Consider the following 24,124-nt stretch of genomic DNA (forward strand, 5'->3'; position numbering starts at 1 on the left):
GAGGCGTTAAGCATGCATGGTTAGTCTGCAATCCCTTTTGAGCTACTTTGCTTATAAAAAATAGACCTGAGGGTCTATTTTTTTATTGATACAGTCGAAAATTATTGCGCTAAGATTGCTCTGACCTTTTCTAGGTCTTCTGGTGTGTCTACACCCGCTGCTGGCGCTTGTTTAGCAAGCTCGACGTGGATGCGCTCGCCATACCAAAGTACTCGTAGCTGCTCCAAACTCTCTATCTGCTCTAGCTGCGATGGCTGCCAATGCACATAGGTGTTAATAAAGCCAGCACGATAGGCATAAATACCAATATGGCGCATTAGAGGCTGCTTTAAGCCGGGTTGTTGGCTGGCAAAATGGTCACGATCCCAAGGGATGGTTGCGCGACTGAAGTACAATGCATAACCATCTTTGTCTGTCACCACCTTAACCGCATTTGGGTTAAAGGCCTCTTGCTCATCGCTAATGGCGACACCCAGCGTCGCCATCGGTGCTTGGCTGGTTGAGATATTCTCTGCGACTTGACGGATGATCTCAGCGGGGATCAGCGGCTCGTCACCCTGAACATTAACGACAATTTCTTGTTCATCAATATTGAGCTTTTCGACCACTTCCGCCAGACGCTCAGTACCCGATTGATGTTCAGGTGAGGTCATGCACACCACACCACCAAACTCCTCGACAGCCTTTGCTATGCGCTCATCATCGGTGGCCACCACCACTCGGCTGGCACCTGAGGCAACGGCTTTTTCATAGACCCACTGGACCATAGGCTTTCCGGCAATGTCGGCCAACGGCTTGCCGGGTAGACGACTCGACTGATAACGAGCCGGAATAATGACGCTGAAGTTCATCTTAGCGTCCCTCATCCATTGAAATAGTACGCGCTTCAGCCTCGAGTAGCACTGGGATGCCCTCTTTGATGGCATAGGCAAGACGGTCGAATTTACAAATCAACTCCTGCTTATCTTTATCGTAAGTCAATTTTCCCTTGCATACAGGACATGCAATAATCTCAAGCAAACGGTGATCCATCATACTCTTGTTTTACCTCTTTAATTCGTCGCAGAATGCACTCAGCACTCTGTGCTGGAAGTTTGGCAGATACCGGTAGATACCACCAGTTATCTTGCGCAAATTGGCCACATTTGACGGCATCTTTTTCCGTCATAATCACGTTTTGCCCTTGCTGAGCAAACGTCTCTAATTGACTTTTGTCATAGGCTTGATGATCAGCAAAGCCCTGGCTTGCGACCAGCTCGGCACCAAGCTGCTCCAGCGTGTGGAAAAAACGGGGTGGATGACCGATACCGGCAAATGCGGCTAGTTTACCAAGTTGACGCACATCACGCTGCTCACCAGTCACCAGATTGACCGCTAAGCTTGGCTCGAGTGACATACTAATCTCACTGCCTTGAGCTGCCCCACCATTGTTTATGATGAAATCAACCTCTTCAAGGCGTGAGATAGGTTCACGCAGTGGACCAAGTGGCAGTAGGTATTGATTGCCAAAGCGTCGCTTACCATCAACCACAACCAATTCAATATCACGCTGCAATGCGTAGTGTTGCAAGCCATCATCGGTGATCACCACATCTACCCTGTGTTCTAGTAGAGCCTTAACGGCTTGGCTTCTTACCGGAGCTACCGCTACAGGCGCCCCCGTTCGCTGAGCTATCAGCTTAGGCTCATCACCACACTGCTCGGCAGTCACATCATTGGTGACGAGCAAAGGGTAGTGCTTGGCGTTACCACCATAACCTCGCGACACCACCCCAGGTCGAAAGCCTAGCGCTTGTAACTGCTCCACCAGCCAAATCACAACCGGCGTTTTACCATTACCACCCACGGTAATATTGCCAACCACCACCACTGGAACCGGTGCTCTATAGCTCGACTTTCGCCCCGACAGGTAAGCCTCTCTACGAGATTGACTCACGCTATAAAATACTCGACTCAGTGGCCACAAAAGTGGCGCCAGGCATTTTGCGGCTTTGTTGGGTTGATACCAGAGCTTATCAATCACTGATTACTCACCAAACTGAATGGCATGGAGCTGTGCGTAGGCACCTTGTGCAGCCAACAACTCGCTGTGATTGCCGCGCTCAATAACATTGCCCTCATCAACCACCAAGATCTCATCGGCATTCTCAATCGTTGACAGTCGGTGAGCAATTACTAATACAGTTTTGTCTTTTTGTAGTTCATCGAGAGCAAGTTGGATCGCACGCTCAGATTCTGTGTCAAGCGCTGACGTCGCCTCATCCAAGATCAGCACAGGTGCGTCACGAAGTAGTGCCCTTGCAATCGCAATACGCTGGCGCTGACCGCCCGATAAACTCGCACCATTTTCACCGATCATGGTGTCTAGGCCATCTTCCATCTGATCGATAAAGTCCATGGCATAAGCAAGACGCGCCGCATGCTCAATCTGTTCACGGCTATACTGACCCTCAGCCGCATAAGCAATGTTATTCGCCACAGTATCATTGAATAGATGGACGTTTTGTGAAACTAGGGCGAACTGTTCACGCAGATTCTTCAACTCGTAATCACGGACATCGTATCCATCGAGTTTAATTGAGCCAGAGTCGACATCATAAAAGCGGGTAAACAGATTAGCGATGGTGCTTTTACCCGAGCCTGAGCGGCCGACTAATGCCAACGTTTTGCCCTTTGGAATGGTAAAAGAAACATTTTTCAGCGCTGGATTCTCTCGACCTTTATAAGTAAAGGTCACCTCTTCGACGCTGACCTCTCCAGCAGCACGCTCAGTCACGTACTTACCGGTGTTCTTCTCTGTCTCAAGATCCATAAGACCAAACAGAGTCTGACACGCCGCCATACCACGCTGAAACTGACCAGCGACACTGGTCAAGCCTTTGAGCGGACGCATCATGGCAAACATTGCAGAGAAAACGACGGTAAAGGTGCCTGGCGTCAGTTCATTACGAATATCATCAAAGCTTGCCAGAAACAGTACGGTTACAATTGCAGTAGAAGCGACCAATTGAATAATAGGGTTAGCCATCCCCTGTACGACCACCAGCTTCATTTTCTGCTGGCGCATTCGGTTACTCACGTTATCAAAACGCTCAGACTCGATATCCTGACCACCGTAGCTGATCACAACACGATGGCCTTTGAGCATCTGCTCAGCAGAAGAAGTGACTCGGCCCATTGCGGTCTGCATATTCTTTGAGATTTTGCGGAAACGACGCGAGATGAACCCAATACCCCATGCCACGACGGGCGCAACCAACAATAGCACCAGAGATAGCTTCCAACTGCTCCAAAACATCAGCACCATCAAACCAATTATGCTGGCACCCTCGCGAACAATATTGACCAAGGCACTACTTGTCGCACTCGCAACCTGCTCAGAGTCATAGGTAATTCGAGACAGCAGTCCACCAGTGGATTCGTTATCAAAGAAGGTGACTGGCATATGCATAAATTGACGAAAAATGCCTCGGCGCATCATCATCACCACATTGCCCGATACCCAGCTCAAGCAGTAGGTAGAAATAAAACCACTGATACCGCGCAGGAAAATCATACCAAAGACGATAAGAGGCATGGTGCGCAAAAATTGTGAGTCTGCTTCGCCAAAGCCCTCATCCAAAAGAGGCTTAAGCAAGGAGATCATATAAGTATCTGCAGCCGCATTCAGTACAAGAGCAATGGCAGCAACAATCAAGCCGTTCTTGTATAGGCGAATATAGGTCCACAACCGTTTAAAGGTGTGCCAAGTGTTTTCATCTTTATCGATTAATTTCTCTGTCGATTTAACTGCAGACATAGGGGTTTTCTTACTGTTTTACGATAGTTAGGGGCATTATTCTACTCCGTTACGCAGCATCTGCCTATACCAAGAATGATTAACGCCTTGTCGAGTATCACGTACGTCCCAATGTTCACGATAGACATCGATGATGAGCATGCCATCTTGTCCAGTGTCGTACCAAATGGCCCCTTGCTCAAGGTAGCGCTCCACGACCTGCGGATTCGGTAGATTCCAACGGCCTTTGTAGGCGTTTGAGGAGATGGCAATGCGTGGCTTAACTCGCTTAATCAGTGCCTTAGTCGATGAGGAACGACTGCCATGATGGGGAACAAGCATGATGTCACTTCGCAGGCCCTCACCCATTCGAGCGAGCAAGTATTCACTCACACTCTCGATATCACCGGTAAGAAGGATACTCAAACCGGAAAGTTCGTCAGTCACTTGGATGACACAAGAGTGAGGATTAAACGCCCTTTTTACTGCTTTGGTCGGCCAGAGCACGCGAAAATTAAGGCTAGCTAAGGTCCTATTTTGCCCTGCTACGCAGGGGATTGCATTTGCCTGTGTTGAGCTTGTATACAAGCGATTAATCGAATATTTTCCCTGAATATCGTTAAACCCTCCCCGATGGTCGTTGTCATCGTGGCTGATGAAAATCGCTTCAATGGATTTTATGCCATGCCAATCCAGCCAGGGTTCAATGGTCGATTTCGCCACACTCCCCTGCTCCCAGCTCGCGCCCAGATCATAGAGTATAACCTGATGTTGGATGTGGAACGCTATGGCTAAGCCATGCCCAACGTCAAAGACCCGCATCTGCCAACGCGGCGCTGTCTGATCAATGCCAGCCCAAAAAGTCACAGCAACAGTGACGAGGAACAGACACGCTCTTAGGGTGATGATGGGTATTAAAATCACTATGAGCGACAGTAAGAGGCTGGTCTTCCAGCCAATTTGTGATGTACTGTGCCAGAAGTTAACTTCAAACCCTAACACCTGCTCTAGAGGCCAAAACACCCATGTGAGCCAACCCCACCCACTAGCCCACTCGAGTCCACCGATCATGGTTAGTAACTCATAGGCCAGCACTAAGAGTACGCTCGGCATGACAACCACGCTAAACCAAGGCACAACAATTAAGTTTACCGCCCAGCCAATCGCACTCATCCCGCCGAACAGGTATATGCTCAAGGGCGATAGCAACAGGCTAAAATAGGCCTGCAACCACAATAGCTGAGCCAACCAGCCGCAGTGCGCATGTCGGGTGAGGGTATAATAAATAACGGCCACTGCAGCAAAAGACATCCAAAAACTGCTGGCTAACGCCCACATGGGAGACACCAGTAACATCACTACCATGACCAATAGCCACTGCTGCTTAAACGCGAGGCGCAAGTTTGCCACAGACAGTGCAGTGACTAAGGCACAAGAAATCAGCGCTCGCAAAGTGGGGATCGCGAAACTCGATAGCCATGCATAGCCAAGCGCCAACAGTAATCCGCCGACATAAGGCAGCCATCGTACGGCAAAGGCTCTGCTGGTAAGAGGGCGTATCAGTACAATCGCTATCGCGAACACCAGCTGAATGTGTAGTCCCGATATCGCGATAAGGTGCATTAAACCGGTACTTTTCATTCCCTGCCAATAATCGCTTGAAATCGCTTGGCGCTCGCCAAAAATCAACGCCAGCACTAGGCCATAGTAAGAGGCCTGATTCAACTGCTTATCGATCGCTTGCTCTATTTGCTGTTGGTAACTGCCGCGGCTCACCACTCGCCAAGGCGCCTTTTGATCAATCGATGCACGTGCACTCAGGCCCTCGACCATCGCATACGCCTCGCGATCGTAGCCATGCTGATTGAGGCGGCCGATAATTGGCTTCAGGCGAACCTGAGCCACTAGTTGATCGTTAATTTGTAAAGGAATTGGACTTAGGAGCTGTATCTTGGTGGAGCCTATTTGGGGCAAGTTCTGGCCATTAATCGAGCGAATCACGACCTTTCCCTCATAACCGTGACTCTTTTGTTTAAAAAAGCTGTCAACTTGCCCATTTATGGTAATATTCAGCCCGTTCGCAAACAGTCTTTGTGTTTGTCGCTCTGTTTGATGGCCATGGCAACTGGCGATTAACACGGCAAACAAACATAACGACAGGTTTCTCATCCATCTATACTTCAGGGAAAACAGGGTTAGAGTCAGAATTACGCTTATCCATGGAAGGTCAGGTAACTGAGGCCAATATGGCAGGGTAAGAAGAACTAAACAAAATACGAGCAACGACCAAGAGTGATTTAAGAGAGTCATATTGCCCTATGCCTAGAAAGTTCATTAGAAATTTAATGCCCGATCCCGATGTGATTCGGCGTCAAAAGGCGTTAAAGATATTTGGAAATGTACTTTACAATCCCAACTTATGGAGCCTAAACCGACGATCCGCCTCTGGCGCCTTTGCGGTTGGTTTATTTATGGCCTTTATGCCACTGCCTAGTCAGATGATCATGGCGGCAGGAGCCGCGATCGCCTGCAGCGTCAATCTGCCGCTGTCGGTCGCCTTAGTCTGGATCAGTAATCCCGTGACCATGCCACTGATGTTTTACCTTGCTTATAAGGTCGGCACTTGGCTGTTGAATACACCGCCTCAACCTTTTCATTTCGAACTCTCGTGGCAGTATGTACTCAACCAAATGAACACCATGGGACCACCGTTTTTAGTTGGCTGTTTTGTCTGTGCGATCGTCGCCGCAGCGCTGGGTTACTTTGGTATCCGTGGTCTTTGGCGCTACTCGGTGGTTCGTAGTTGGCAGCAAAGTCGCTCCCGCTGGCGTCGCAAGCCGCAAAATTAATTAAAAAAAAGCGAGCCTTGATTAAGAGGCTCGCTTTTTTATTGGCAATGTTCTGCTGTGGCTGTTAAAGGTTTGGAGTCATTCGCTTCAAATCGATGTAATCAATGTCAACCCTGACGGTAATTTATCTACTTCGCACTCAATACCGTCGCAGGATTGAGCTGATTGGCACGCTTAGCCGGGTACCAAGTCGCCAGCAAGCTGAGTACTGTGGCAGTTATTGAAACCAACAACACATCCCCCAGCTGCACCTGTGAGGGCAGAAAGTCGACAAAATAGATATCACCCGACAAGAACTGATAGTCTAGGACGCGCTCAAGCAGACCAATAATAGCGGTCAGGTTCATTGCAACCAACACCCCCACAATACTGCCTATCAAGCTTCCTATCACGCCTGAGAAGACGCCTTGCCAAACGAAGATCTTTTTGATCAAGCCGTCACTCGCGCCCATCGTGCGTAAAATTGCAATCTCACCTGCGCGATCTTTAACGGCCATCATCAAGGTAGAGACAATATTGAAACACGCGACACCAATCACCAGCACCATCACCAAGTACATAATGGTTCTCACCAGCTGAATGTCGCGATAAAGGAAACCATATTTCTTTTTCCAACTATTGAGGTAAACATACACGTCAAGCGTGTTGCCCACCTCTCTGACAATGCGCGTGGCATCAAGAACATCATTGACCTTCAGCGAAATCCCCGTCACACCCTGACCGAAATTGGCATAGACTTGCGCATCTTGTAGAGGCACGATGGCTAGATTGTGGTCAATCTGGCCTTGAAGCTCAATCAGGCCGATCACCGCCAGTCTAATGCGTTTTGGCGCCTGAACCTTATTAACATCACTTGATGGCAGCATCAGGGAAAGAGATTCACCCACGCTGACTCCCAGTTGACGCGCGACACCACTGCCGAGGATGATGCGCTGCTCTCCTGGTACGAACGCTTGCCAAGCCGCAGGATCAATAAAGCTAGTCAAGCGAGAGACTCTCGCCTCTAGGTCACTGTCCAAGCCTTTCAGCTCAATGGCTTTGATCTCTTGCCCTTTCTCGGCTAGTGCGGTCAAAGAAATATAAGGCGCTGCAGCAATCACATCTGAGTGCAGCTCCGCACGCGAAATCACCGTTTTCCAGCGCTCAATCGGCCCGCGAACCCCTTCTAACTCGGCATGAGCAACGACAGAAAGGACACGGTCACGTAACTCACGCTCAAATCCATTCATCGCCGACAGACCAATAATGATCACCGCAACACCAACGGCAATACCAATCATCGATGACATCGAAATAAACGACACCATTTTGTTGCGTTTTTTGGCGCGGCTAAAGCGAGCGCCAATCAATAATGAAAGTGACACACTCTACTCCTTGATCAACATGCCATCTTGCATTCTAAGCTGGCGATCCATTTTGGCGGCGAGCTCATTATCATGCGTGACCACCAAAAAGGCGGTGCCAGATTCTCGATTGAGTGTGCGCATCAAATCGTAAATCGCCAATGCTGTGGCATGATCTAGGTTCCCCGTCGGCTCATCCGCGAGAACCAGCGCAGGCTTATTCACCAGAGCGCGAGCAATCGCCACGCGCTGGCGCTCACCACCGGAAAGTTCTGATGGACGATGCTCAACGCGATGGCTAAGGCCAACTCTATCTAGCCATTCAAGCGCCTCTTGCTTGGCTTTAGATGGGCTCATGCCGCCAATCATCAGCGGCATGGCAACATTCTCCACCGCGGAAAAGTCAGCCAGTAGGTGGTGAAATTGATAGACAAAGCCCAAGCTTTGATTACGGATCTTGGCCTGCTGATTGGAGGACAAGTCCAATAGAGACTGCTGCTGGAACACCACCTCACCCTCGTTAGCCTCATCTAGCGCGCCCAAGATATGCAACAGCGTACTCTTACCTGAGCCGGAGGTGCCGATAATCGCGGCCAACTCGCCTTGCTCAAGATTAAAGCTCACGCCACGCAACACTGGGGTCGCTACACTGCCCTCTTGATAGGTTTTACTTACATTATTACAGCTCAATAGACTACTCATAGCGAAGGGCCTCTGCGGGTTTTTCTGATGATGCACGATAAGATGGATAAAGTGTCGCGAGTAAGCTAAGAAGAATAGCTAAGCCGATCACGCTAGCGATTTGGACAGGTTGAATCAACACCGGCAATGAACCACCCAACGTGATCAATTCGACACCGATAACTTGTAGCAGGGTATTGAGGTGGCTTGAGAGCAGAACCCCCAACCCGCCGCCCACCAGAGCGCCGACAATACCTGAGCTTGCGCCTTGAACCATAAAAATGGCCATGATCCGCGCCGAAGTCATGCCTTGGGTTTTCAAGATGGCCACTTCAGATTGCTTCTCCATCACAACCATAATCAGTGCCGAGATAATATTGAAAGCGGCTACGCCAACAATCAAGCCGAGCATCAAGCCCATCATATTTTTCTCCATCTTGACCGCCTGGAATAGCTCTCCGCGCTGCTCACGCCAGTCACTCCAGTGCCAGCCTTCAGGGAGAGACTGTTGACTAAGGTTAGACACCACAAATGGGTCGTCAAAATACAAACGCCAACCACTCACGGTATGCTTGGGTAAGCGCATCAATCGCGCAGCATCATCGATATGCGTGATCACCAGCTGGGCGTCGATATCTGAGCCGGTATTGAAGATCCCGGCCAGGGTAAAATTACGCTGGCTGGGTATCCGGCCAAGTGGCGTGAACTGGCTAGCACTGGTTACCATCAAGCGCACCTTGTCACCGACAGACACGTTAAGGCTACGTGCCATCGCATGGCCCAAAAATAGTTGATAATTACCGCTTTGCAGCTGCGATAACTGACCTGCCATCAGATGATCAGAGATTGGGTTATGACTGTCCTGCTCTACGCCAATCATCATCGCCACGCCAAGACCGGCTGCAGTCTGAACCACCGCCTCGCTGCGGACTATCGGTTCGATGGGATGTTGAGAGAACTGCTGAAGAAAACTCGGCACCTCGTCAGCTGGGGTTCTTTGCCCCTCTTGACTGACCACCGCTTGGGGAAGGACGCCTAGCATGCGACCTTTAAGCTGGTTTTCAAACCCGTTCATCACTGACAGCACAGTAACAAGTGACATCACCCCGATAGTGATGCCTGCTGTGGACATAAACGAAACAAATCGGCCAAAGCGATCGCCACTGCGTCCACGCAGATAGCGCAAACCAATAAAAAGAGAGACTGGATGAAACATAGGCGTCCAAGACTTTTAGTTAAGGACTCTACTCTAAACCCTATTTTCGGGTCGGTGTAGTCCCGTTTCGTCAAAAAGTGTCAATAAGTCACGACAAAAGACCTCAAAACGTGTTCAAGTGACTAAAATTCATTCTACTGGATAATTTATTCACCAAAAACGAAGGCTTAGCCTGTCAACTAGGAACTGTTTTGTCGCACATGCTCACAACACCATCAATTGTCTACCTCAGGCGCCGTTTGATGATTGCAACCCTATTCGAGCCCCGCTACCATGGCGCACTATCAAATCGCTATCGAGAGGTATGACTATGTCAGAGCAGGAGTTTTTTACAGTCCAACATGCCATGAAGGCCAATATCGAGCCTCTGGCTAAGGACTACACCTTGCCAAGCTTAGACAACCTTGAGGCTGAGACACCCACGCCGTTTATAGTCGCCAGCGAGTTCTCTCGATTAGACCCACTGCAAGAAAGCGCTCGCGCAGAGCTTAACAGTTCTGAATTACGACATGTTATCGAGCTGCTTGATACCCAAAATGCCAAGCTCAACCTATTATTGGGCTATATGCTCTCTCAGCAAGATGACTCGCGTTACGCGGTCACAACTGAATCCTTCGGTGCCAGTCGCTTTACCTATCGCACCGATAAAGCGCTGGCTATAGACACCCCAGTGCGGGCTAAGTTGTTCTTGGAACATCCCGCCGCCGCCATCTATTGCTACGGTCAAATTACCCAGTGCGAGGCGCGCTCAAGTGACTTTTTGATCGAAGTTAAGTTCACTCGTATCAAAGACACCGATCAAGATATCTTGATCCGCGCGGCCCTTCACCAACAACAAAAACTCCTTCGCCAACGCTCACTAGAACGAGGAAATTCGTAATACTATGACAACCCAAACGCTGTTAACTCTAAATGTTCCTACTGGCGCTGGTGACAATAAATACTTCGGTAACCTGTTAGGGGCCGGCCTTGCATTAACCAGTGCCGAGCTGGCAAGCACCAGCGGGCGACATAACCTTATCGTCGCACCAGATCCGCAGACCGCGCTTAAGCTGCAACACGAGATAGAGCAGTTCTATCCTCACGCTGTGACGATTTTTCCTGACTGGGAAACGCTTCCTTACGATAACTTTTCACCTCATCAGGAGATCATCTCGGACCGGATCTCATGCCTCTACCAGTTGCCTACCCAGCAATCGGGCATCACTATCGTGCCTGTCAGTACCTTACTGCAGCGCCAATCACCGCGTGAGTTCTTGCTTCAACACACCTTGATGGTAAAGCAAGGAGACAACTTTTCACTCGAAAAGCTGCGTATACAACTTGAGAAGTCGGGCTATCGCCACAGTGATCAAGTCTTTAGCCCCGGTGAATATGCCAGCCGTGGTTCCATTATTGATCTGTTCCCTATGGGCAGTCAGGCCCCGTATAGAATTGACTTCTTTGATGATGAGATCGATACAATTCGTACCTTTGATCCAGAGAATCAACGCTCAATAGAGGACGTAAAAGAGATCCGCCTCCTGCCTGCGCACGAGTTCCCGACCACGGAAGAGGCGATCGAAGACTTCCGTATTCGCTGGCGCCAGCAGTTTGATGCCCGCCGCGAGCCTGAATCCATTTATATGCAGGTTTCAAAAGGTACCTGGCCTGCAGGTATCGAGTACTGGCAGCCGCTGTTCTTTGAGCAAACCGAAACCTTATTCGATTACCTTCCTGATGATACCCAGGTGATCACCGTTGGTGATATCGAAGCATCCATTGATCACTTCCTTAACGATGTTGAGCACCGCTATGATCAACGCAACATCGACCCGCTTCGCCCGTTACTCAAGCCCCAAGACCTGTGGCTTAAGAAAGACGAGTTGTTCAGCGAGCTAAAACAGCTGCCTGTTGCACGACTCAACATCGAGCCTATTGAGGAAAAACAAGGACGAACTAACCCTAAGTTCACCACGCTGCCGGACCTAGCTGCCAAGCCACAAAATAAAGAGCCATTGGCTACCCTACGCCAGTTTATTGAGGGCTTTGCTGGCAAAGTGATCTTCTCAGTAGAGTCTGAAGGCCGCCGCGAGGCACTGCTTGAGCTATTGCAGCCGATCAAGCTTAAACCCATAGAACAAGCAGACTTCCACCAAGCCCTGACCAGCTCGGACAAAATCAGTCTCGTCATGGGCGCCTCTGAAAGAGGCTTTATCTTCGATGACTCTCAGCTCGCGTTCATCTGTGAGAGCGATCTGCTTGGTGATCGCGTTATCCAAAGGCGCAAAAAAGACCGCCGTCACACCAACAGCGACGCGGTGATCCGCAACCTTGCCGAACTCAAACCCGGTCAGCCTGTGGTGCACATTGACCACGGGATCGGGCGCTACCTAGGTTTGCAAACCCTTGAAGCTGGAGGCATGACCACCGAATACGTTACCTTGGAGTATCAAAACGAAGCCAAGCTGTATGTACCGGTTGCCTCACTGAACCTGATCAGTCGCTACTCCGGCGGAGCAGAAGAGTCGGCGCCGCTGCACAAACTCGGCGGCGATGCTTGGACCAAAGCGCGGCGCAAAGCGGCGGAGAAGGTTCGCGATGTCGCAGCAGAGCTGCTGGATGTATACGCTAAACGTGAGCTTAAACCAGGCCACAAGTTCGAGCTTGATCGCGGCCAGTACGCCACATTTAAAGCCGGTTTTCCGTTTGAAGAGACGGATGACCAAGCCACGGCAATCAATGCCGTGCTATCGGATATGTGTCAGCCCAAGGCCATGGATCGTTTGGTATGTGGTGATGTCGGCTTTGGTAAAACTGAGGTGGCGATGCGCGCTGCGTTTGTTTCCACCGACAATGACAAGCAAGTTGCCGTGCTGGTCCCTACCACGCTGCTCGCACAACAGCATTTTGAGAACTTCCGTGACCGCTTTGCCAACTTACCGATCCGAGTAGAAGTGCTCTCACGCTTCAAATCTGCCAAAGAACAAAAGCAAATTTTAGCCGATGTGGCGGAGGGTAAAGTCGACATTGTGGTGGGTACCCATAAGCTGATCACCAGCGATATCCAGTTTAAAGATCTTGGCCTTTTGATCGTGGATGAGGAACATCGCTTTGGTGTGCGTCAAAAAGAGAAGGTCAAGGCGATGCGTGCCGACGTCGATATTTTGACGCTTACCGCTACGCCTATTCCGCGAACCCTAAATATGGCCATGAGTGGCATGCGTGATCTATCGATCATTGCAACACCTCCGGCGCGACGACTGTCGATCAAAACCTTTGTCCGAGAGAAAGACAGCGGCGTGATCCGTGAGGCGGTACTGCGTGAGATCATGCGTGGTGGTCAGGTGTACTTCCTGCATAACCAAGTTGAAACGATCGATAAGATCGCTCGCGATCTCGCCGAGCTGATCCCCGAGGCTCGTGTTACCACAGCACATGGCCAAATGCGTGAGCGTGAGTTGGAAAAGGTCATGAATGATTTCTACCACCAGCGCTTTAACCTCTTGGTGTGTACCACGATCATCGAAACGGGTATCGATGTGCCAACGGCGAACACCATCATCATCGACCGTGCTGATCACCTCGGTTTGGCTCAGTTGCACCAGTTGCGAGGACGTGTTGGCCGCTCGCACCACCAGGCTTACGCCTACTTGCTAACGCCGCACCCTAAGGCGCTGACCAAAGACGCCGTCAAACGCCTTGATGCGATTGCCTCATTGGAAGACCTTGGCGCAGGCTTTACTCTGGCAACGCACGACCTTGAGATCCGTGGAGCCGGCGAGCTACTTGGCGATGAGCAGAGTGGTCAGATCCAGTCGGTTGGCTTTACCTTGTACATGGAGATGCTAGAGCAAGCCGTCGAGGCGCTCAAAGAAGGCAAGGAGCCGTCACTGGACGAGCTACTGCGCGAGCAAACCGAGGTTGAGATGCGTCTTCCGGCGCTGCTTCCTGATGATTACATCCCAGATGTGAATACTCGCCTGTCGATGTACAAACAGATCGCGAGTGTGCAAGCCAAAGAGGAGCTGGCAGAGTTGAAAGTTGAGCTGATCGATCGCTTTGGGCTTTTGCCCGATGCCACCAAGAACCTCCTTACCGTGTCAGAACTCAAGCTGGATGCAGGTAAGCTCAAGGTGAAAAAAATGGAGGCGCATGAGAAAGGAGGTTACATTGAATTCTATCCTGATGCTGACATTAACCCAACATTCTTGGTTAAACTACTTCAGGCGCAACCGAATAAGTTCGCAATGGAAGGGCCAACCAAGTTTAGGTTCAACGTTCCCTTGGTCGATCGCCGTGAGCGCCTCAAGTTTGTTAACAACATGCTTGATGAGTTCGCTCAAAACCGCCTGCCAGCGTAACTCACTTGGCTAAGGCGGTAAACACTGCTTGCAAGTCACTGACATTATTCACAGACTTGGGTATAGTTTAAAGTAATACCAAAGAGGAGGCGCAGGCTTCCTCGATGTTCACCGATTAACGGAGTTATGATGAACAAATTGATCCCGCTTCTAATGCTTCTCGTGTCCATGCCGAGCTTGGCACAAAGAGAGTTTGATATCGAAGTGATCATTTTCAAACGCTCAGTGAACCCAGAGCAAACCTCTGAGGCATGGCCAAACACACTGCCTGAGATCGACCTATCGCGTGCTGGCAGTCTCGGTGACGCCGACTTTCGAGAGCAACAACAGGTTGAACTACTACCAGATTCCGCACTAGAGCTGACCAGTCAAGCGGCCGATTTACGTCGTCACGCCGGTTTTTCAGTGCTTCTGCACACCGCTTGGCGACAAGATGATCGCGGCCGGACCTCTGCGCCTACATTTCGCCTGAGGGCTGGTGAGGACTATTCAGATAACTTTTTGCCCGATGGCTCTGTGTACTCTGACGAACTGGTGAGTGAGCCAGTGGATGACTTTGTTGAAGAAAACGCCGCTGATCCGCTGTATGAATTAGACGGCACGCTGCAAATCTACGTGCAACACTACCTCTTTGCCGATGCCGTATTTGACCTAAAGCGCCCGAGCGTACGTGAAGTCGTTATCGAGAACACCCAGTTTGAAGAGCCTATTGAGGATGAAGAGTCTGCGGCCGTCGTTGCAGGTCATATGCAGCAAATCGAGTACACCACTGAGGTAGAAAAATTCCTCAAATCTTACCGTCTTGATCAAAAACGCCGCATGCGCAGTGGTGAGATCCACTACTTCGATCACCCACTGATGGGCATGATCATTCAAGTCCGCCGCGCGCCGCAAGATGATGATTCCTAGCTTCTCGATTATCACTGATTCCATCGAACTCAAGCTGCTCAGCGACCACGATGCTGAGCAGCTGCAACTCTTAATTCAAACCTCCCCCACCCTGCACCGCTGGATTGATTGGTGCCACCCAGATTTCTCGCTCCAAGAAGCTCAGCAATTTATCGCTCTGACTCGCAGCAACTGGGCCAAAAGCACTGGCTTTGGCTTTGGTATTTACTGCCGTGCCAGTGGCACTCTGTATGGTATGGTTGCGATCAATGAGCTCTATCAAACCTTCAATATGGTCTCGATCGGCTACTGGATCGCCGATCGTTATCAGCGCCGGGGGTTAGGTCGCAACAGTATCCAGGCATTGGTTAATTTTTGCTTTGAGATGCTCAAAGTCACTCGAGTTGAAATTGTCTGTGACCCAAGTAATCATGCCAGTCGTCGAGCCATTGAGTTATGCGGCGCACAATTTGAAACCATTGCCGAAAACCGTTTTATTTACGCTAAGCAACCCAAAGACGGCGCGGTGTATGCCATCGTGCCATAGGCTATCTGCCACCAACTATTTACCATAAGGAAGTCACTATGCATGTTGTTATCACTGGGGCTAATCGAGGGATCGGGTTCGAGCTTACCAAACAGTGGCTTGCCAAAGGCGTGCAGGTTACTGCCACGTTTCGTCAATCCTCGACTGCTGAGGGCCTGCTTGCCTTGGCAGACCAAGAGCCAAATCTAACCTGCCTTGAGCTCGACGTAACTGACTACCCAGCCGTTGCTGCGCTGCCTCAGTCCCTTGCACCAATCGATATTCTGATCAACAACGCCGGATACTACGGCCCTAAAGGCTACGGTTTTGGTCACACCGATCTTAACCAATGGCGCCAGGTATTCGAGGTAAACACCATCGCTCCACTTAAGTTAGTCGAGAGCCTCTTCCCGCTGCTCGAGCAAGGCACCTTGAAAAAGATCATGTGTTTGTCATCTAAAGTAGGCAGCATGACCGAAAACACCTCTGGTGGCGGCTACATCTACCGCTCGTCAAAAGCGGCGCTGAACTCAGTCGTCAAGAGCTTGAGCAATGACCTAAGCCCACAAGGTTTTACCGTCTTAGCCCTTCACCCCGGGTGGGTTCAGACCGAGATGGGCGGGCCGAACGCAATTTTGCCAACAGCAGAAAGTGCAAAAGGCTTAATTGAGGTGATAGACAATGCCAAAATCACAGATAGCGGCTGCTTTTTAGATTATCAAGGTATTCAACTTCCTTGGTAGAACCAAAAGAGCAACAACAAGCATGGGTTCAAAAGTTTTGAATCCATGTAGAACATCCTTAGCACCCTTTAAAGCTGGTTTTGATTACTTTAACAGGTACGCTAATCTGTTCCGTCACTTTCCCTTGGTAGTTAGCTTAACGACAAAGTTGCTTGGTAATTAACATACGACAGAATTGCTTGGTGATCACAGTTCGCATTCTGTTGTGCTAACTCAGAATTGGACAAAAAAGAGCTATAGTTCTCGTTCAGCTAGCCGTTGACGGATTATTTGAGGTATTGCAAAACCTTTATAGGGTGGCTAGAGCTAAAGTCATTCAGGCACCACACCAATCTTTATCACACTTTATAGGCGGTGATAGAGAGAGTTTGGCAAAAATTGTAAAATCCAACCTATCATTCGCCAGCGGCGCGTCACATAAACACATGCCTTTTTTGCTACTATTGCCGAATAAATTTGATCTACAGCTTTTTCAACTGTAGAGACCCAAAATAACCCATCTCCTTTAGCCATCGCAGTATCAACAAATCCAGGCCGTATTTCAGTTACACTTATAGCTCCATTTGATGACATTAGCTTGTTTCTCAGGCCTTCTAGGTAATTAGATACATAGGCCTTTGATGCATTATAAGCAGGAGCGTGCTTCCCTCCTCGTAATGCGGCAACAGATGAAATACCAACTAGATGACCTGTTCCTTGCGATACAAAATGTTTGACCGCAACATTTGCGATTGCCGAGAAACCACAAACATTCGTTTGTATCGACTGATGTTCTACTTCCCAATCTAGTGACTCATTTATGTTCCCTATACCACTAGAAATAACTATTAAATCGACACTACCCATTTCTTCCAAGAGTTTAACTAACGTAGCCATGGATCCTTCAATATCGGAAATATCCATTTGCCTCACAAAAACCTCTCCTGCCAATGTGCTTTCCAGTTCACGAAGTAGATTCAGTCGTCTTGAAGCTAATCCTAATGAGTACCCCTCTCGTGAGAGTCGCCTAGCTAATTCTTTGCCAATACCAGAGCTTGCACCAATTACCACTGCTTTTTTCATTGAAAATTTCTCCATAGATATCTAAATCAAAATGGCTTCATCTACGAAAACATTAACATGAAGAACAATGGAGCGAATTGAGTTGAAACAGATGAAATACTAATCTGAACATGCATTTCAGTCTTCAGGTCAGATAAAGTAAGGACTAAATCGTTTCACCCACTTTAATGATAGATTTAACTAAAACAGAAATGGGCATATTCGTGTAACGAGCAAAGCACCCTAACAATGCGAGCTTGCAGAAGAGTGCTTTTCTCATGAGCTAGGTACTTGAACGGCATAAGCTAAAAGACTAGCTATACATTTCGAGCATTTCACTTTCAGTAATTATCGGAGCATCCGATTTTAGTGAATAATATGATGGCTTTTGGTCGATACAGAACTGAGTCACTAACTCAAACTGCTCATCCTTGCTTACTTCGAGTGCTCAGAGGAGTATGTTGTACTCGCCTGAATGCTTGAACTTGAAGTACAGGTGCGTACCGCAGCTTGGACAAAATCCACGAGTCACCCATTCCGAAGAAGAGTACTAGGAAACCACGCCATCAACGAGTTTATATCCAGACATCCATAATAGCGAGTTTATATCCAGACATCCATAATAGAGCTAAAGAAGATTACCGCCCTATTGAATCAACAACGATACGGGGTACAGAACAGAAAAAGAGTCAAATATCAGACAAAATCTATCATTAGAACCGTATTTCTGGTTATTGGGCAGTCTCGTGCAAAAAGCTCTTCACCACTGCACTCGTCAGCGGAAATCGAGCTTGATAAATGAAAAGTTACGCCGCTTTAAAGCATCGCCTGGCGACTCTAACGCCTTTCATCCGCTGTAAGCCGTGATGTCGCTGATATTCACGTAGAGACTTTTCACCGCCGATAGGTCCGGTGAACTCTTTTTCAAGCGAAAAAATCAGAGACTCCCACACCGCTTCATCGATTCCTAGTCTGGACAAAATCGGTGGATGGTACTCAGCTATGGCCCCACGCTTGTCTTCACGTATGGCGCGACCACTGAAATCCACCAGTAATAGGTAATCTTCAAGTCGGAACGGCAGCCCCTCTGGCATCTCCTGCCTAGGGTCACCAACAAAAGGAAATAAGGCTTCAGGTTGGCGCGGGTTACAGCCGTCAGAATCCTGAAGAGTATCCACCCTAGTCTTGATACTGGTATATTCAGACTCTTCAGGAGTTGGCGCTACCTGGGCACGGACCGGGTTTAAGTCGACATAAGCCATACAGGCAACTAAGGCAGCTTCGTCAAGTAGCGCTTGCGACTTAAAGCGCCCTTCCCAAAATCGTCCAGTACACCCCTCTTCTCTGTTCGCTTGACGGGCTATGGTCTCATTGAGGTTACGCATAAACCAGCTAATGTCATACAGACGCTGGCGATACACCTCTACAATATCCATAACCGCTTTCAATGACGCGTCATCAAGCTGCTCCCCACTAAGATAGCGAGTTGCTAGCAGTGTTCCTTTGTGCAATTGATGCCAACGCTCCAAGACCTCATTCTCACTCCAGCCCAGAGCCGTTGCCTGATTAACATGCAGCACCACGTGGGTATGATTACTCATCACCGCATACGAGCAAACATCAATGGCGAACACACGCGCCAACTTGAGCAGACGCTTTTCAACCCAACCCCGCCGATGTTCATAACTCTTGCCAGTAATCTCATCAACACCACACAAGTAGGCCCTGCGCACACAGCGTGAAACACAGTGGTAGTAGGCCGTATCATCCAAACTAACTTGTTCAGAGCGAGCTTTGGGCATCGTGATTCTCCTGAGAGTTGAGCACTACTTCAGTGTAGGAGAAGGTCGATAACTCCACCAGTGGTATGGGTGTCTTGATTAAATATCTACGCCTCTATATTGATAGTAAGTAAATCACAACAGACCGTCTAGACTGCTTAAATTTGCATCTCGTTTTGATGGTACAGAACAGGCGCGCCTTACTCTCAGGTTTTTACACTTATTAGGGCTTATATGAGCACCTTGGGGTGGTACTATTCGGTGACAACTCCTATACTCTGCCCCTCATCTATAACAAGGTAATAAAATGAAAATTTGTGGTGTTGAACTCAGTGGTAATGATGCGATTATCAGTCTATTGACCCTATCTGATGGCGTATTTAATATCCCAGACTGCCGTGTGGCAAAAATTTCCATTGGCGATGCTAATGACACCGACAAGATGAAGCACTTTCAGTTCTCATTTGCCAAACTGATGCAAGATTATCAGGTTGAGCGAGTTGTGATTCGTCAGCGCCAAACCAAAGGTAAGTTTGCTGGTGGTGCAGTGGGTTTCAAGTTGGAAGCGGCTATTCAGCTTATTGATGGACTTCAGGTAGATGTTGTCTCTCCGGCAGAGATCAAAGAGGGTCTGAAGCGCACCCCACCTCCAGTGCCTTTTAAAGAAACAGGACTAAAGCAATATCAAGAGGCCGCGTTTATGGTGGCCTACGCCTGTATAACGAAGTAGCACAGCGCTCCAATATGAGCGTGTCTAAAAAACCGATAGAGCGTCTATCGGTTTTTTTGTGCGCGCTGTTTACTGACTTTTAGAGCACTACTGCTTGGGAACGTAAAACACCAGCAGAGCCAAAGTAATAGGTGTCTTATTATATTTTCTGAGCTCAGACGTCAAGAGCTTGAGTAATGACCTAAGCCCACAAGATTTTACTGTCTTAGCCCTTCACCCTGAGTAGGTTCAGACCGAGATGAGCATCTAATCAGCGCACACCAATCTGCTATGGGCATTATCAGTGTTATAAATGAGTCTAGCCGTGACTCATCAGGTCCGTTGTTAAATTACTTGGGAGAGCCGTTAACTTGGTAATTTGAGACAATCCAATTGTACTAATATTGACACTCACCGTACTCTAGGTGGCAATTCCCTTTCTCCGTTCCATTATTACTGTCACTGCCCCGTCATACCAAAGGAGAGAAGCGATGGCTGCCGACAAAGATTTAGTCAATTTTAGTGAGGATCATGAGCTCAACAGTTGTCTGCGTAGTACAGGCAAGCGTCAAACTAAGGCCAACCGAGATGCGTTAATCACGCTTGGCCGTCAGGTCAAACAGGATTTAGGCAAACGTGTGCTATCACATACTGATGTTAGCTCTGCAATCAAGGGCAATGAAGACCTATTTGAATAATGTCTTGTCCTACCCCTTAAGCACAGCTCAGGGCTTAATCCTGCGCTGTGCTCTTTAATCCATGTGTAAGCTAAATTAAAACCAAGACTCGATTGACATCTTGTTGAATTTGCCGAGGTATAGAGCCAATTAGAACTGCCAGCCTAAGCCAACAAACGTCGAGGTAATATCAAAATCCACGCTACCAAAATCGGTGCCTTCAATATTGATATCAAAGCTAGGGGACATCTTACGCACACCACCTTTTAATATCAGCCCATTATTAAAGAAGTAGCCTACTTCAATACCATAGTTAATAGCCATATCGCTATCATCTGAAATCGTTAAGGGTTTGTATCCTGATTTCGTTGCTTCAAGATCATAACTTATCGAACCAAAACCTAAAATGGCACCAACATAAAGATTTTCGTACACAAAGTACTTAGGTCTAAGATTCACATTGATAGCCGATAAGTTTTCCTCGATATCCGCGACCACATAACCACCACCACTGGAACCAAAAACGCCGTCACCAACCTGCTCACTACCCAGCATAGCAAACTCAAACTCTAACCCTGTTGTAAAGCGCGGAGAAACAACAAATTCATAACCAAAATTAAAACCAAAACCAACGTCCAAATCCGGTTCACCCCATTCGGAATCATAATCGCTAAACATGGCATCTATTCCCAAATACCACCCTGGTTGAATATTATGTGTGGCCGATGCAAACACCGATGAACTCATACACAACAGCGTTGTCGTAAGGAGTGTACCTACTAGTTTTTTCATTGAAATCCATTAAAATAACATCCATTAGAAACATCCACTTTATTTAAACTCTAATAGTGGCAGTAACATACTCTATCAATACCAATCACTACGCCAATTGATGCATAACAAATAATGAGTCTATATTTCAATATACTATCGATAATTAGCAATCTGATTCGATAATTAAATTGCCACACCTTATCCGTGCTTCATTAATTTAAAATTAAAACAGATTACTTGGGTATATATCCACGACGGCAGAGGGTGATCCAATAGTACTTTCGTATTCTATTTGAGGTTGAGAATACGAAAGCAGAGTAGCGAAGTCGTGCAATATCTGATTATTACCGTCGCGAACCTTGTCAATCACTATTTTTTGGCTTTACTTGAGCCTTTTTTACGGCTATATCTGTGCTTCTTAAAGGCCGGACGCTCCACCGGAGGAAGCTGAGTGAGAGACTCTGGCACTGGAGAAGTTTTGATCACATTCATCAACTGATCTAAGCGCGTCGTCAAGTCTACCATAAACGGCTGATAAGCCTGACCCTTTTCCGCAATACTTTGCAGTTGATGCTCCCAGATGGCCGTCATATCTGGATAGGTAGACTCATCGGGTAAAGCATGCACTAATCCTCGCCCAGCGGAAGTACTAAGCACCTGCTTGCCTTGGCGCGTGAGTAATTGACGCTTAAACAAGGTATCTAAGATACCTGCTCGGGTCGCTTCGGTGCCAATGCCATCCGTCTCACGCAGAATTTTCTTGAGATCTTTATTTTCGACATAACGCGCGATCCCCGTCATTGCTTGCAGCAGGGTTGCTTCAGTGAAGTGGCGTGGAGGCTCAGTCTTGCGCTCTTTGATCTCACCCTCTCGGCATACCAAGCTGGTCCCCTCTTTGAGCGGCGGGACTTGATCCACACCGGCATCAGACTCTTCGACTTTGCCCATCAAGGTCTTCCAACCCAGCTCAACCAGCTGGCGTCCTTTGGCAACAAAGCTGCCCCCAGCGATATCAAACACTAGTTTCGCCTCGGCGTACACCGCAGGTGGGTAGAACTGGATCAGGTACTGACGGGCAATAAGGTTATACACTTTTAGCTCATCACCAGACATACCATTGGAGGCCGCTTTCTTAGGCGTCGGAATAATCGCATGGTGCGCATCCACCTTGCTGTCATTCCAAGCTTTAGATTTGATGCTCAAGTCTGCACCCTCAACGCCTGCTTGCATCTCACGGCTGTTGTTGGCAATCGCATCACACACACTGCGTGCTTGTTTGAAGTGATCGCGTGGTAGGTGTCGGCTGTCAGAGCGTGGATAGGTGATCAGCTTATGCTTTTCATACAGCGACTGACAGGTATCCAGTACCCGCTGAGCACTCATGCCAAAGCGTTTGGCGGCATCAATTTGTAGTGCAGACAATGAGTAAGGTAGTGGCGCGTATTGCTTGGTCTGTTTTTGCTCCGACTCACTCACTAATGCAGGCTGATTCGCGATCCGCCCGGCGACATTCTCAACCAGTTTTTTATTCAGTACTCGCCCTTCTTCGTCCATCCAAGGCTGGCACGCCTCACTGGGCTTCCAGCGCGCACGGATATCAAATAGACCAGACTCACCCTGATAGGGAATCAAGGCGTGTAAAGTGTAATAATCACGAGGAACAAAGTTCTCAATCTCTTCATCGCGGCGAACCACCAGCCCAAGCACTGGAGTTTGTACTCTGCCAACCGAGAGCACACCTTGATACCCGGCTTTTTTACCAAGCAAAGTATAAGCGCGCGACATATTCATGCCATACAGCCAGTCCGCACGCGAGCGGGCCAAAGCGGAAACCGACAAGGGAATAAAATCACGATTGCTACGCATTGAAGATAGCGCACGTTTAACCGCAGGTAGGTTTAGATCGCTGATCAAAAGTCGCAGAGCGGCCGCTTTTTTGCTTTTTGACACCTTACAGTAGTCAAGCACTTCATCGACCAACAGCTGCCCTTCCCTATCGGGGTCTCCTGCATGAACGATTTCATCCGCGCTGCGCAGTAACTTTTTAACCACATTTAACTGCTTACTAGCGGTCTTTCTCGGCCGAAGCTGCCACTCTTGCGGCACTATCGGTAAGTCAGCAAGATCCCACTTTTTGTAGCGCTCATCATAGGCATCTGGCTCCACTTGCTCAAGCAGGTGACCAATGCACCAAGTCACGATGTCATTACCACACTGGATATACCCCTCGCCCTTCTTTTGTCCACCCGGCAACGCAGCAGCGATGGCGCGGCCTAAACTTGGTTTTTCGGCGATATAAAGACGGGTCATAATGGGCTTCCAGCAGAAATAAATAAGGCCACATTATCCAATGTGGCCTTATAAAATCAACAAATAACTGTATCTATATACAGTTTGGCGCGCAATTTTTACGCGTCTTCGCTTGGAGCACGTTCCGCAGCTTCTTTGATTAGCGTTTGAAGCTCACCTTTTTGGAACATCTCAACGATGATGTCACAGCCACCAATTAGCTCACCCTCAACCCAAAGCTGTGGGAAGGTTGGCCATTGTGCATAAGCCGGTAGCTCCGCGCGAATGTCTGGGTTTTGCAGAATATCAACGTAAGCAAACTTCTCACCACAGTTCATCAAAGCTTGTGCAGCCTGAGAAGAGAAACCGCAGCTAGGCAGTTTTGGAGAGCCCTTCATGTAAAGTAGGATGGTGTTTTCAGCGATCTGCTGCTTGATTTTGTCGATAGTTTCCATGGCTTCCTCTTGCTGGAATGACGGCTTTTAA

21 protein-coding genes are annotated in these 24,124 nt (G+C 48.6%); 8 read left to right on the top strand and 13 right to left on the bottom strand.

The genetic code is table 11. The features are described from left to right. Nucleotides 1-101: 101 nt before the first annotated feature. From kdsB to ACZ5R2_RS12935, 5 genes are read right to left on the bottom strand one after another with little or no spacing between them, the layout of a single operon-like run. Nucleotides 102-851: a 3-deoxy-manno-octulosonate cytidylyltransferase gene (kdsB, locus tag ACZ5R2_RS12915; protein WP_464899785.1), complete on the bottom strand. Its 750-nt coding sequence runs from the start codon at nucleotides 849-851 to the stop codon at nucleotides 102-104. A gap of 1 nt (nucleotide 852) precedes the next feature. Then, complete coding sequence (locus ACZ5R2_RS12920) at nucleotides 853-1,032, bottom strand: Trm112 family protein (protein ID WP_464902363.1); 180 nt, start codon at nucleotides 1,030-1,032, stop codon at nucleotides 853-855. Continuing rightward, complete coding sequence (gene lpxK / locus ACZ5R2_RS12925; RefSeq protein ID WP_464899786.1) at nucleotides 1,013-2,023, bottom strand: tetraacyldisaccharide 4'-kinase; 1,011 nt, start codon at nucleotides 2,021-2,023, stop codon at nucleotides 1,013-1,015. The genes ACZ5R2_RS12920 and lpxK overlap by 20 nt, the downstream gene beginning before the upstream one ends. A 3-nt stretch (nucleotides 2,024-2,026) precedes the next feature. After that, the gene (gene msbA, locus ACZ5R2_RS12930) at nucleotides 2,027-3,799 is read right to left on the bottom strand and encodes a lipid A ABC transporter ATP-binding protein/permease MsbA (protein WP_464899787.1); all 1,773 of its coding nucleotides are present in this window, start codon (nucleotides 3,797-3,799) and stop codon (nucleotides 2,027-2,029) included. A gap of 36 nt (nucleotides 3,800-3,835) precedes the next feature. Beyond that, a complete protein-coding gene (locus tag ACZ5R2_RS12935; protein ID WP_464899788.1) occupies nucleotides 3,836-6,088 on the bottom strand; it encodes a DNA internalization-related competence protein ComEC/Rec2 in 2,253 nt (750 codons plus the stop codon). Nucleotides 6,089-6,096: 8 nt separating this feature from the next. Between ACZ5R2_RS12935 and ACZ5R2_RS12940 the strand changes: the two genes are divergently transcribed. Further along, nucleotides 6,097-6,627 (top strand): DUF2062 domain-containing protein, encoded by a 531-nt coding sequence (locus tag ACZ5R2_RS12940; protein ID WP_464899789.1) that lies wholly within the window; start codon nucleotides 6,097-6,099, stop codon nucleotides 6,625-6,627. A gap of 128 nt (nucleotides 6,628-6,755) precedes the next feature. Here the strand turns inward: ACZ5R2_RS12940 and lolE are convergent, their stop codons facing one another. Genes lolE through lolC form a run of 3 tightly spaced genes read right to left on the bottom strand, consistent with a single transcriptional unit; the run spans nucleotide 6,756 to nucleotide 9,867 of the window. Further along, a complete protein-coding gene (lolE, locus tag ACZ5R2_RS12945) occupies nucleotides 6,756-7,991 on the bottom strand; it encodes a lipoprotein-releasing ABC transporter permease subunit LolE (protein WP_464899790.1) in 1,236 nt (411 codons plus the stop codon). 3 nt (nucleotides 7,992-7,994) lie between these two features. Further along, a complete protein-coding gene (gene lolD / locus ACZ5R2_RS12950; RefSeq protein WP_464899791.1) occupies nucleotides 7,995-8,672 on the bottom strand; it encodes a lipoprotein-releasing ABC transporter ATP-binding protein LolD in 678 nt (225 codons plus the stop codon). Continuing rightward, nucleotides 8,665-9,867 carry a lipoprotein-releasing ABC transporter permease subunit LolC gene (gene lolC, locus ACZ5R2_RS12955; protein ID WP_464899792.1) on the bottom strand — a complete coding sequence of 401 codons (1,203 nt, stop codon included), beginning with the start codon at nucleotides 9,865-9,867 and terminating at the stop codon, nucleotides 8,665-8,667. Before lolC ends, lolD begins: the two co-directional genes overlap by 8 nt. Nucleotides 9,868-10,177: 310 nt before the next feature. Here lolC and ACZ5R2_RS12960 point away from each other — a divergent pair, with 310 nt between their 5' ends. The 5 genes from ACZ5R2_RS12960 (at nucleotide 10,178) to ACZ5R2_RS12980 (ending at nucleotide 16,367) form a co-directional block, all read left to right on the top strand. Then, a complete protein-coding gene (locus ACZ5R2_RS12960; protein WP_464902364.1) occupies nucleotides 10,178-10,747 on the top strand; it encodes a PilZ domain-containing protein in 570 nt (189 codons plus the stop codon). A 4-nt stretch (nucleotides 10,748-10,751) separates the two neighbouring features. Beyond that, nucleotides 10,752-14,210, top strand: a complete 3,459-nt coding sequence (gene mfd, locus ACZ5R2_RS12965) for a transcription-repair coupling factor (protein ID WP_464899793.1) — start codon at nucleotides 10,752-10,754, stop codon at nucleotides 14,208-14,210. A 129-nt stretch (nucleotides 14,211-14,339) separates the two neighbouring features. Next, nucleotides 14,340-15,119, top strand: a complete 780-nt coding sequence (locus tag ACZ5R2_RS12970) for a peptidoglycan binding protein CsiV (RefSeq protein WP_464899794.1) — start codon at nucleotides 14,340-14,342, stop codon at nucleotides 15,117-15,119. Continuing rightward, on the top strand, nucleotides 15,109-15,645 hold the full coding sequence (locus ACZ5R2_RS12975; RefSeq protein ID WP_464902365.1) for a GNAT family N-acetyltransferase: 537 nt from the start codon (nucleotides 15,109-15,111) through the stop codon (nucleotides 15,643-15,645). Before ACZ5R2_RS12970 ends, ACZ5R2_RS12975 begins: the two co-directional genes overlap by 11 nt. A gap of 38 nt (nucleotides 15,646-15,683) precedes the next feature. Further along, the gene (locus ACZ5R2_RS12980; protein WP_464899795.1) at nucleotides 15,684-16,367 is read left to right on the top strand and encodes an SDR family oxidoreductase; all 684 of its coding nucleotides are present in this window, start codon (nucleotides 15,684-15,686) and stop codon (nucleotides 16,365-16,367) included. Nucleotides 16,368-16,712: 345 nt separating this feature from the next. Here the strand turns inward: ACZ5R2_RS12980 and ACZ5R2_RS12985 are convergent, their stop codons facing one another. Continuing rightward, entirely contained in the window at nucleotides 16,713-17,429 is a 717-nt protein-coding gene (locus ACZ5R2_RS12985; protein ID WP_464899796.1) for an SDR family NAD(P)-dependent oxidoreductase, read from the bottom strand. Nucleotides 17,430-18,214: 785 nt separating this feature from the next. Continuing rightward, nucleotides 18,215-19,210 carry a transposase gene (locus tag ACZ5R2_RS12990; RefSeq protein ID WP_464899797.1) on the bottom strand — a complete coding sequence of 332 codons (996 nt, stop codon included), beginning with the start codon at nucleotides 19,208-19,210 and terminating at the stop codon, nucleotides 18,215-18,217. A gap of 286 nt (nucleotides 19,211-19,496) precedes the next feature. Between ACZ5R2_RS12990 and ACZ5R2_RS12995 the strand changes: the two genes are divergently transcribed. Together ACZ5R2_RS12995 and ACZ5R2_RS13000 are read left to right on the top strand one after the other, a co-directional pair. After that, entirely contained in the window at nucleotides 19,497-19,919 is a 423-nt protein-coding gene (locus ACZ5R2_RS12995) for a DUF3010 family protein (RefSeq protein ID WP_464899798.1), read from the top strand. A gap of 470 nt (nucleotides 19,920-20,389) precedes the next feature. Next, the gene (locus ACZ5R2_RS13000) at nucleotides 20,390-20,596 is read left to right on the top strand and encodes a hypothetical protein (RefSeq protein ID WP_464899799.1); all 207 of its coding nucleotides are present in this window, start codon (nucleotides 20,390-20,392) and stop codon (nucleotides 20,594-20,596) included. A 129-nt stretch (nucleotides 20,597-20,725) separates the two neighbouring features. Here ACZ5R2_RS13000 and ACZ5R2_RS13005 read toward each other — a convergent pair whose 3' ends face one another. The 3 genes from ACZ5R2_RS13005 to ACZ5R2_RS13015 all read right to left on the bottom strand — a co-directional run bounded on the left by ACZ5R2_RS13005 (nucleotide 20,726) and on the right by ACZ5R2_RS13015 (nucleotide 24,093). Next, a complete protein-coding gene (locus ACZ5R2_RS13005; protein ID WP_464899800.1) occupies nucleotides 20,726-21,367 on the bottom strand; it encodes an outer membrane beta-barrel protein in 642 nt (213 codons plus the stop codon). Between the two features lie 351 nt (nucleotides 21,368-21,718). Beyond that, the gene (locus ACZ5R2_RS13010; protein WP_464899801.1) at nucleotides 21,719-23,659 is read right to left on the bottom strand and encodes a DNA topoisomerase III; all 1,941 of its coding nucleotides are present in this window, start codon (nucleotides 23,657-23,659) and stop codon (nucleotides 21,719-21,721) included. Nucleotides 23,660-23,757: 98 nt separating this feature from the next. Further along, a complete protein-coding gene (locus ACZ5R2_RS13015; protein WP_438457834.1) occupies nucleotides 23,758-24,093 on the bottom strand; it encodes a Grx4 family monothiol glutaredoxin in 336 nt (111 codons plus the stop codon). Between the last annotated feature and the right edge of the window lie 31 nt (nucleotides 24,094-24,124).

The organism is Vibrio sabulosilitoris, from assembly GCF_055391395.1.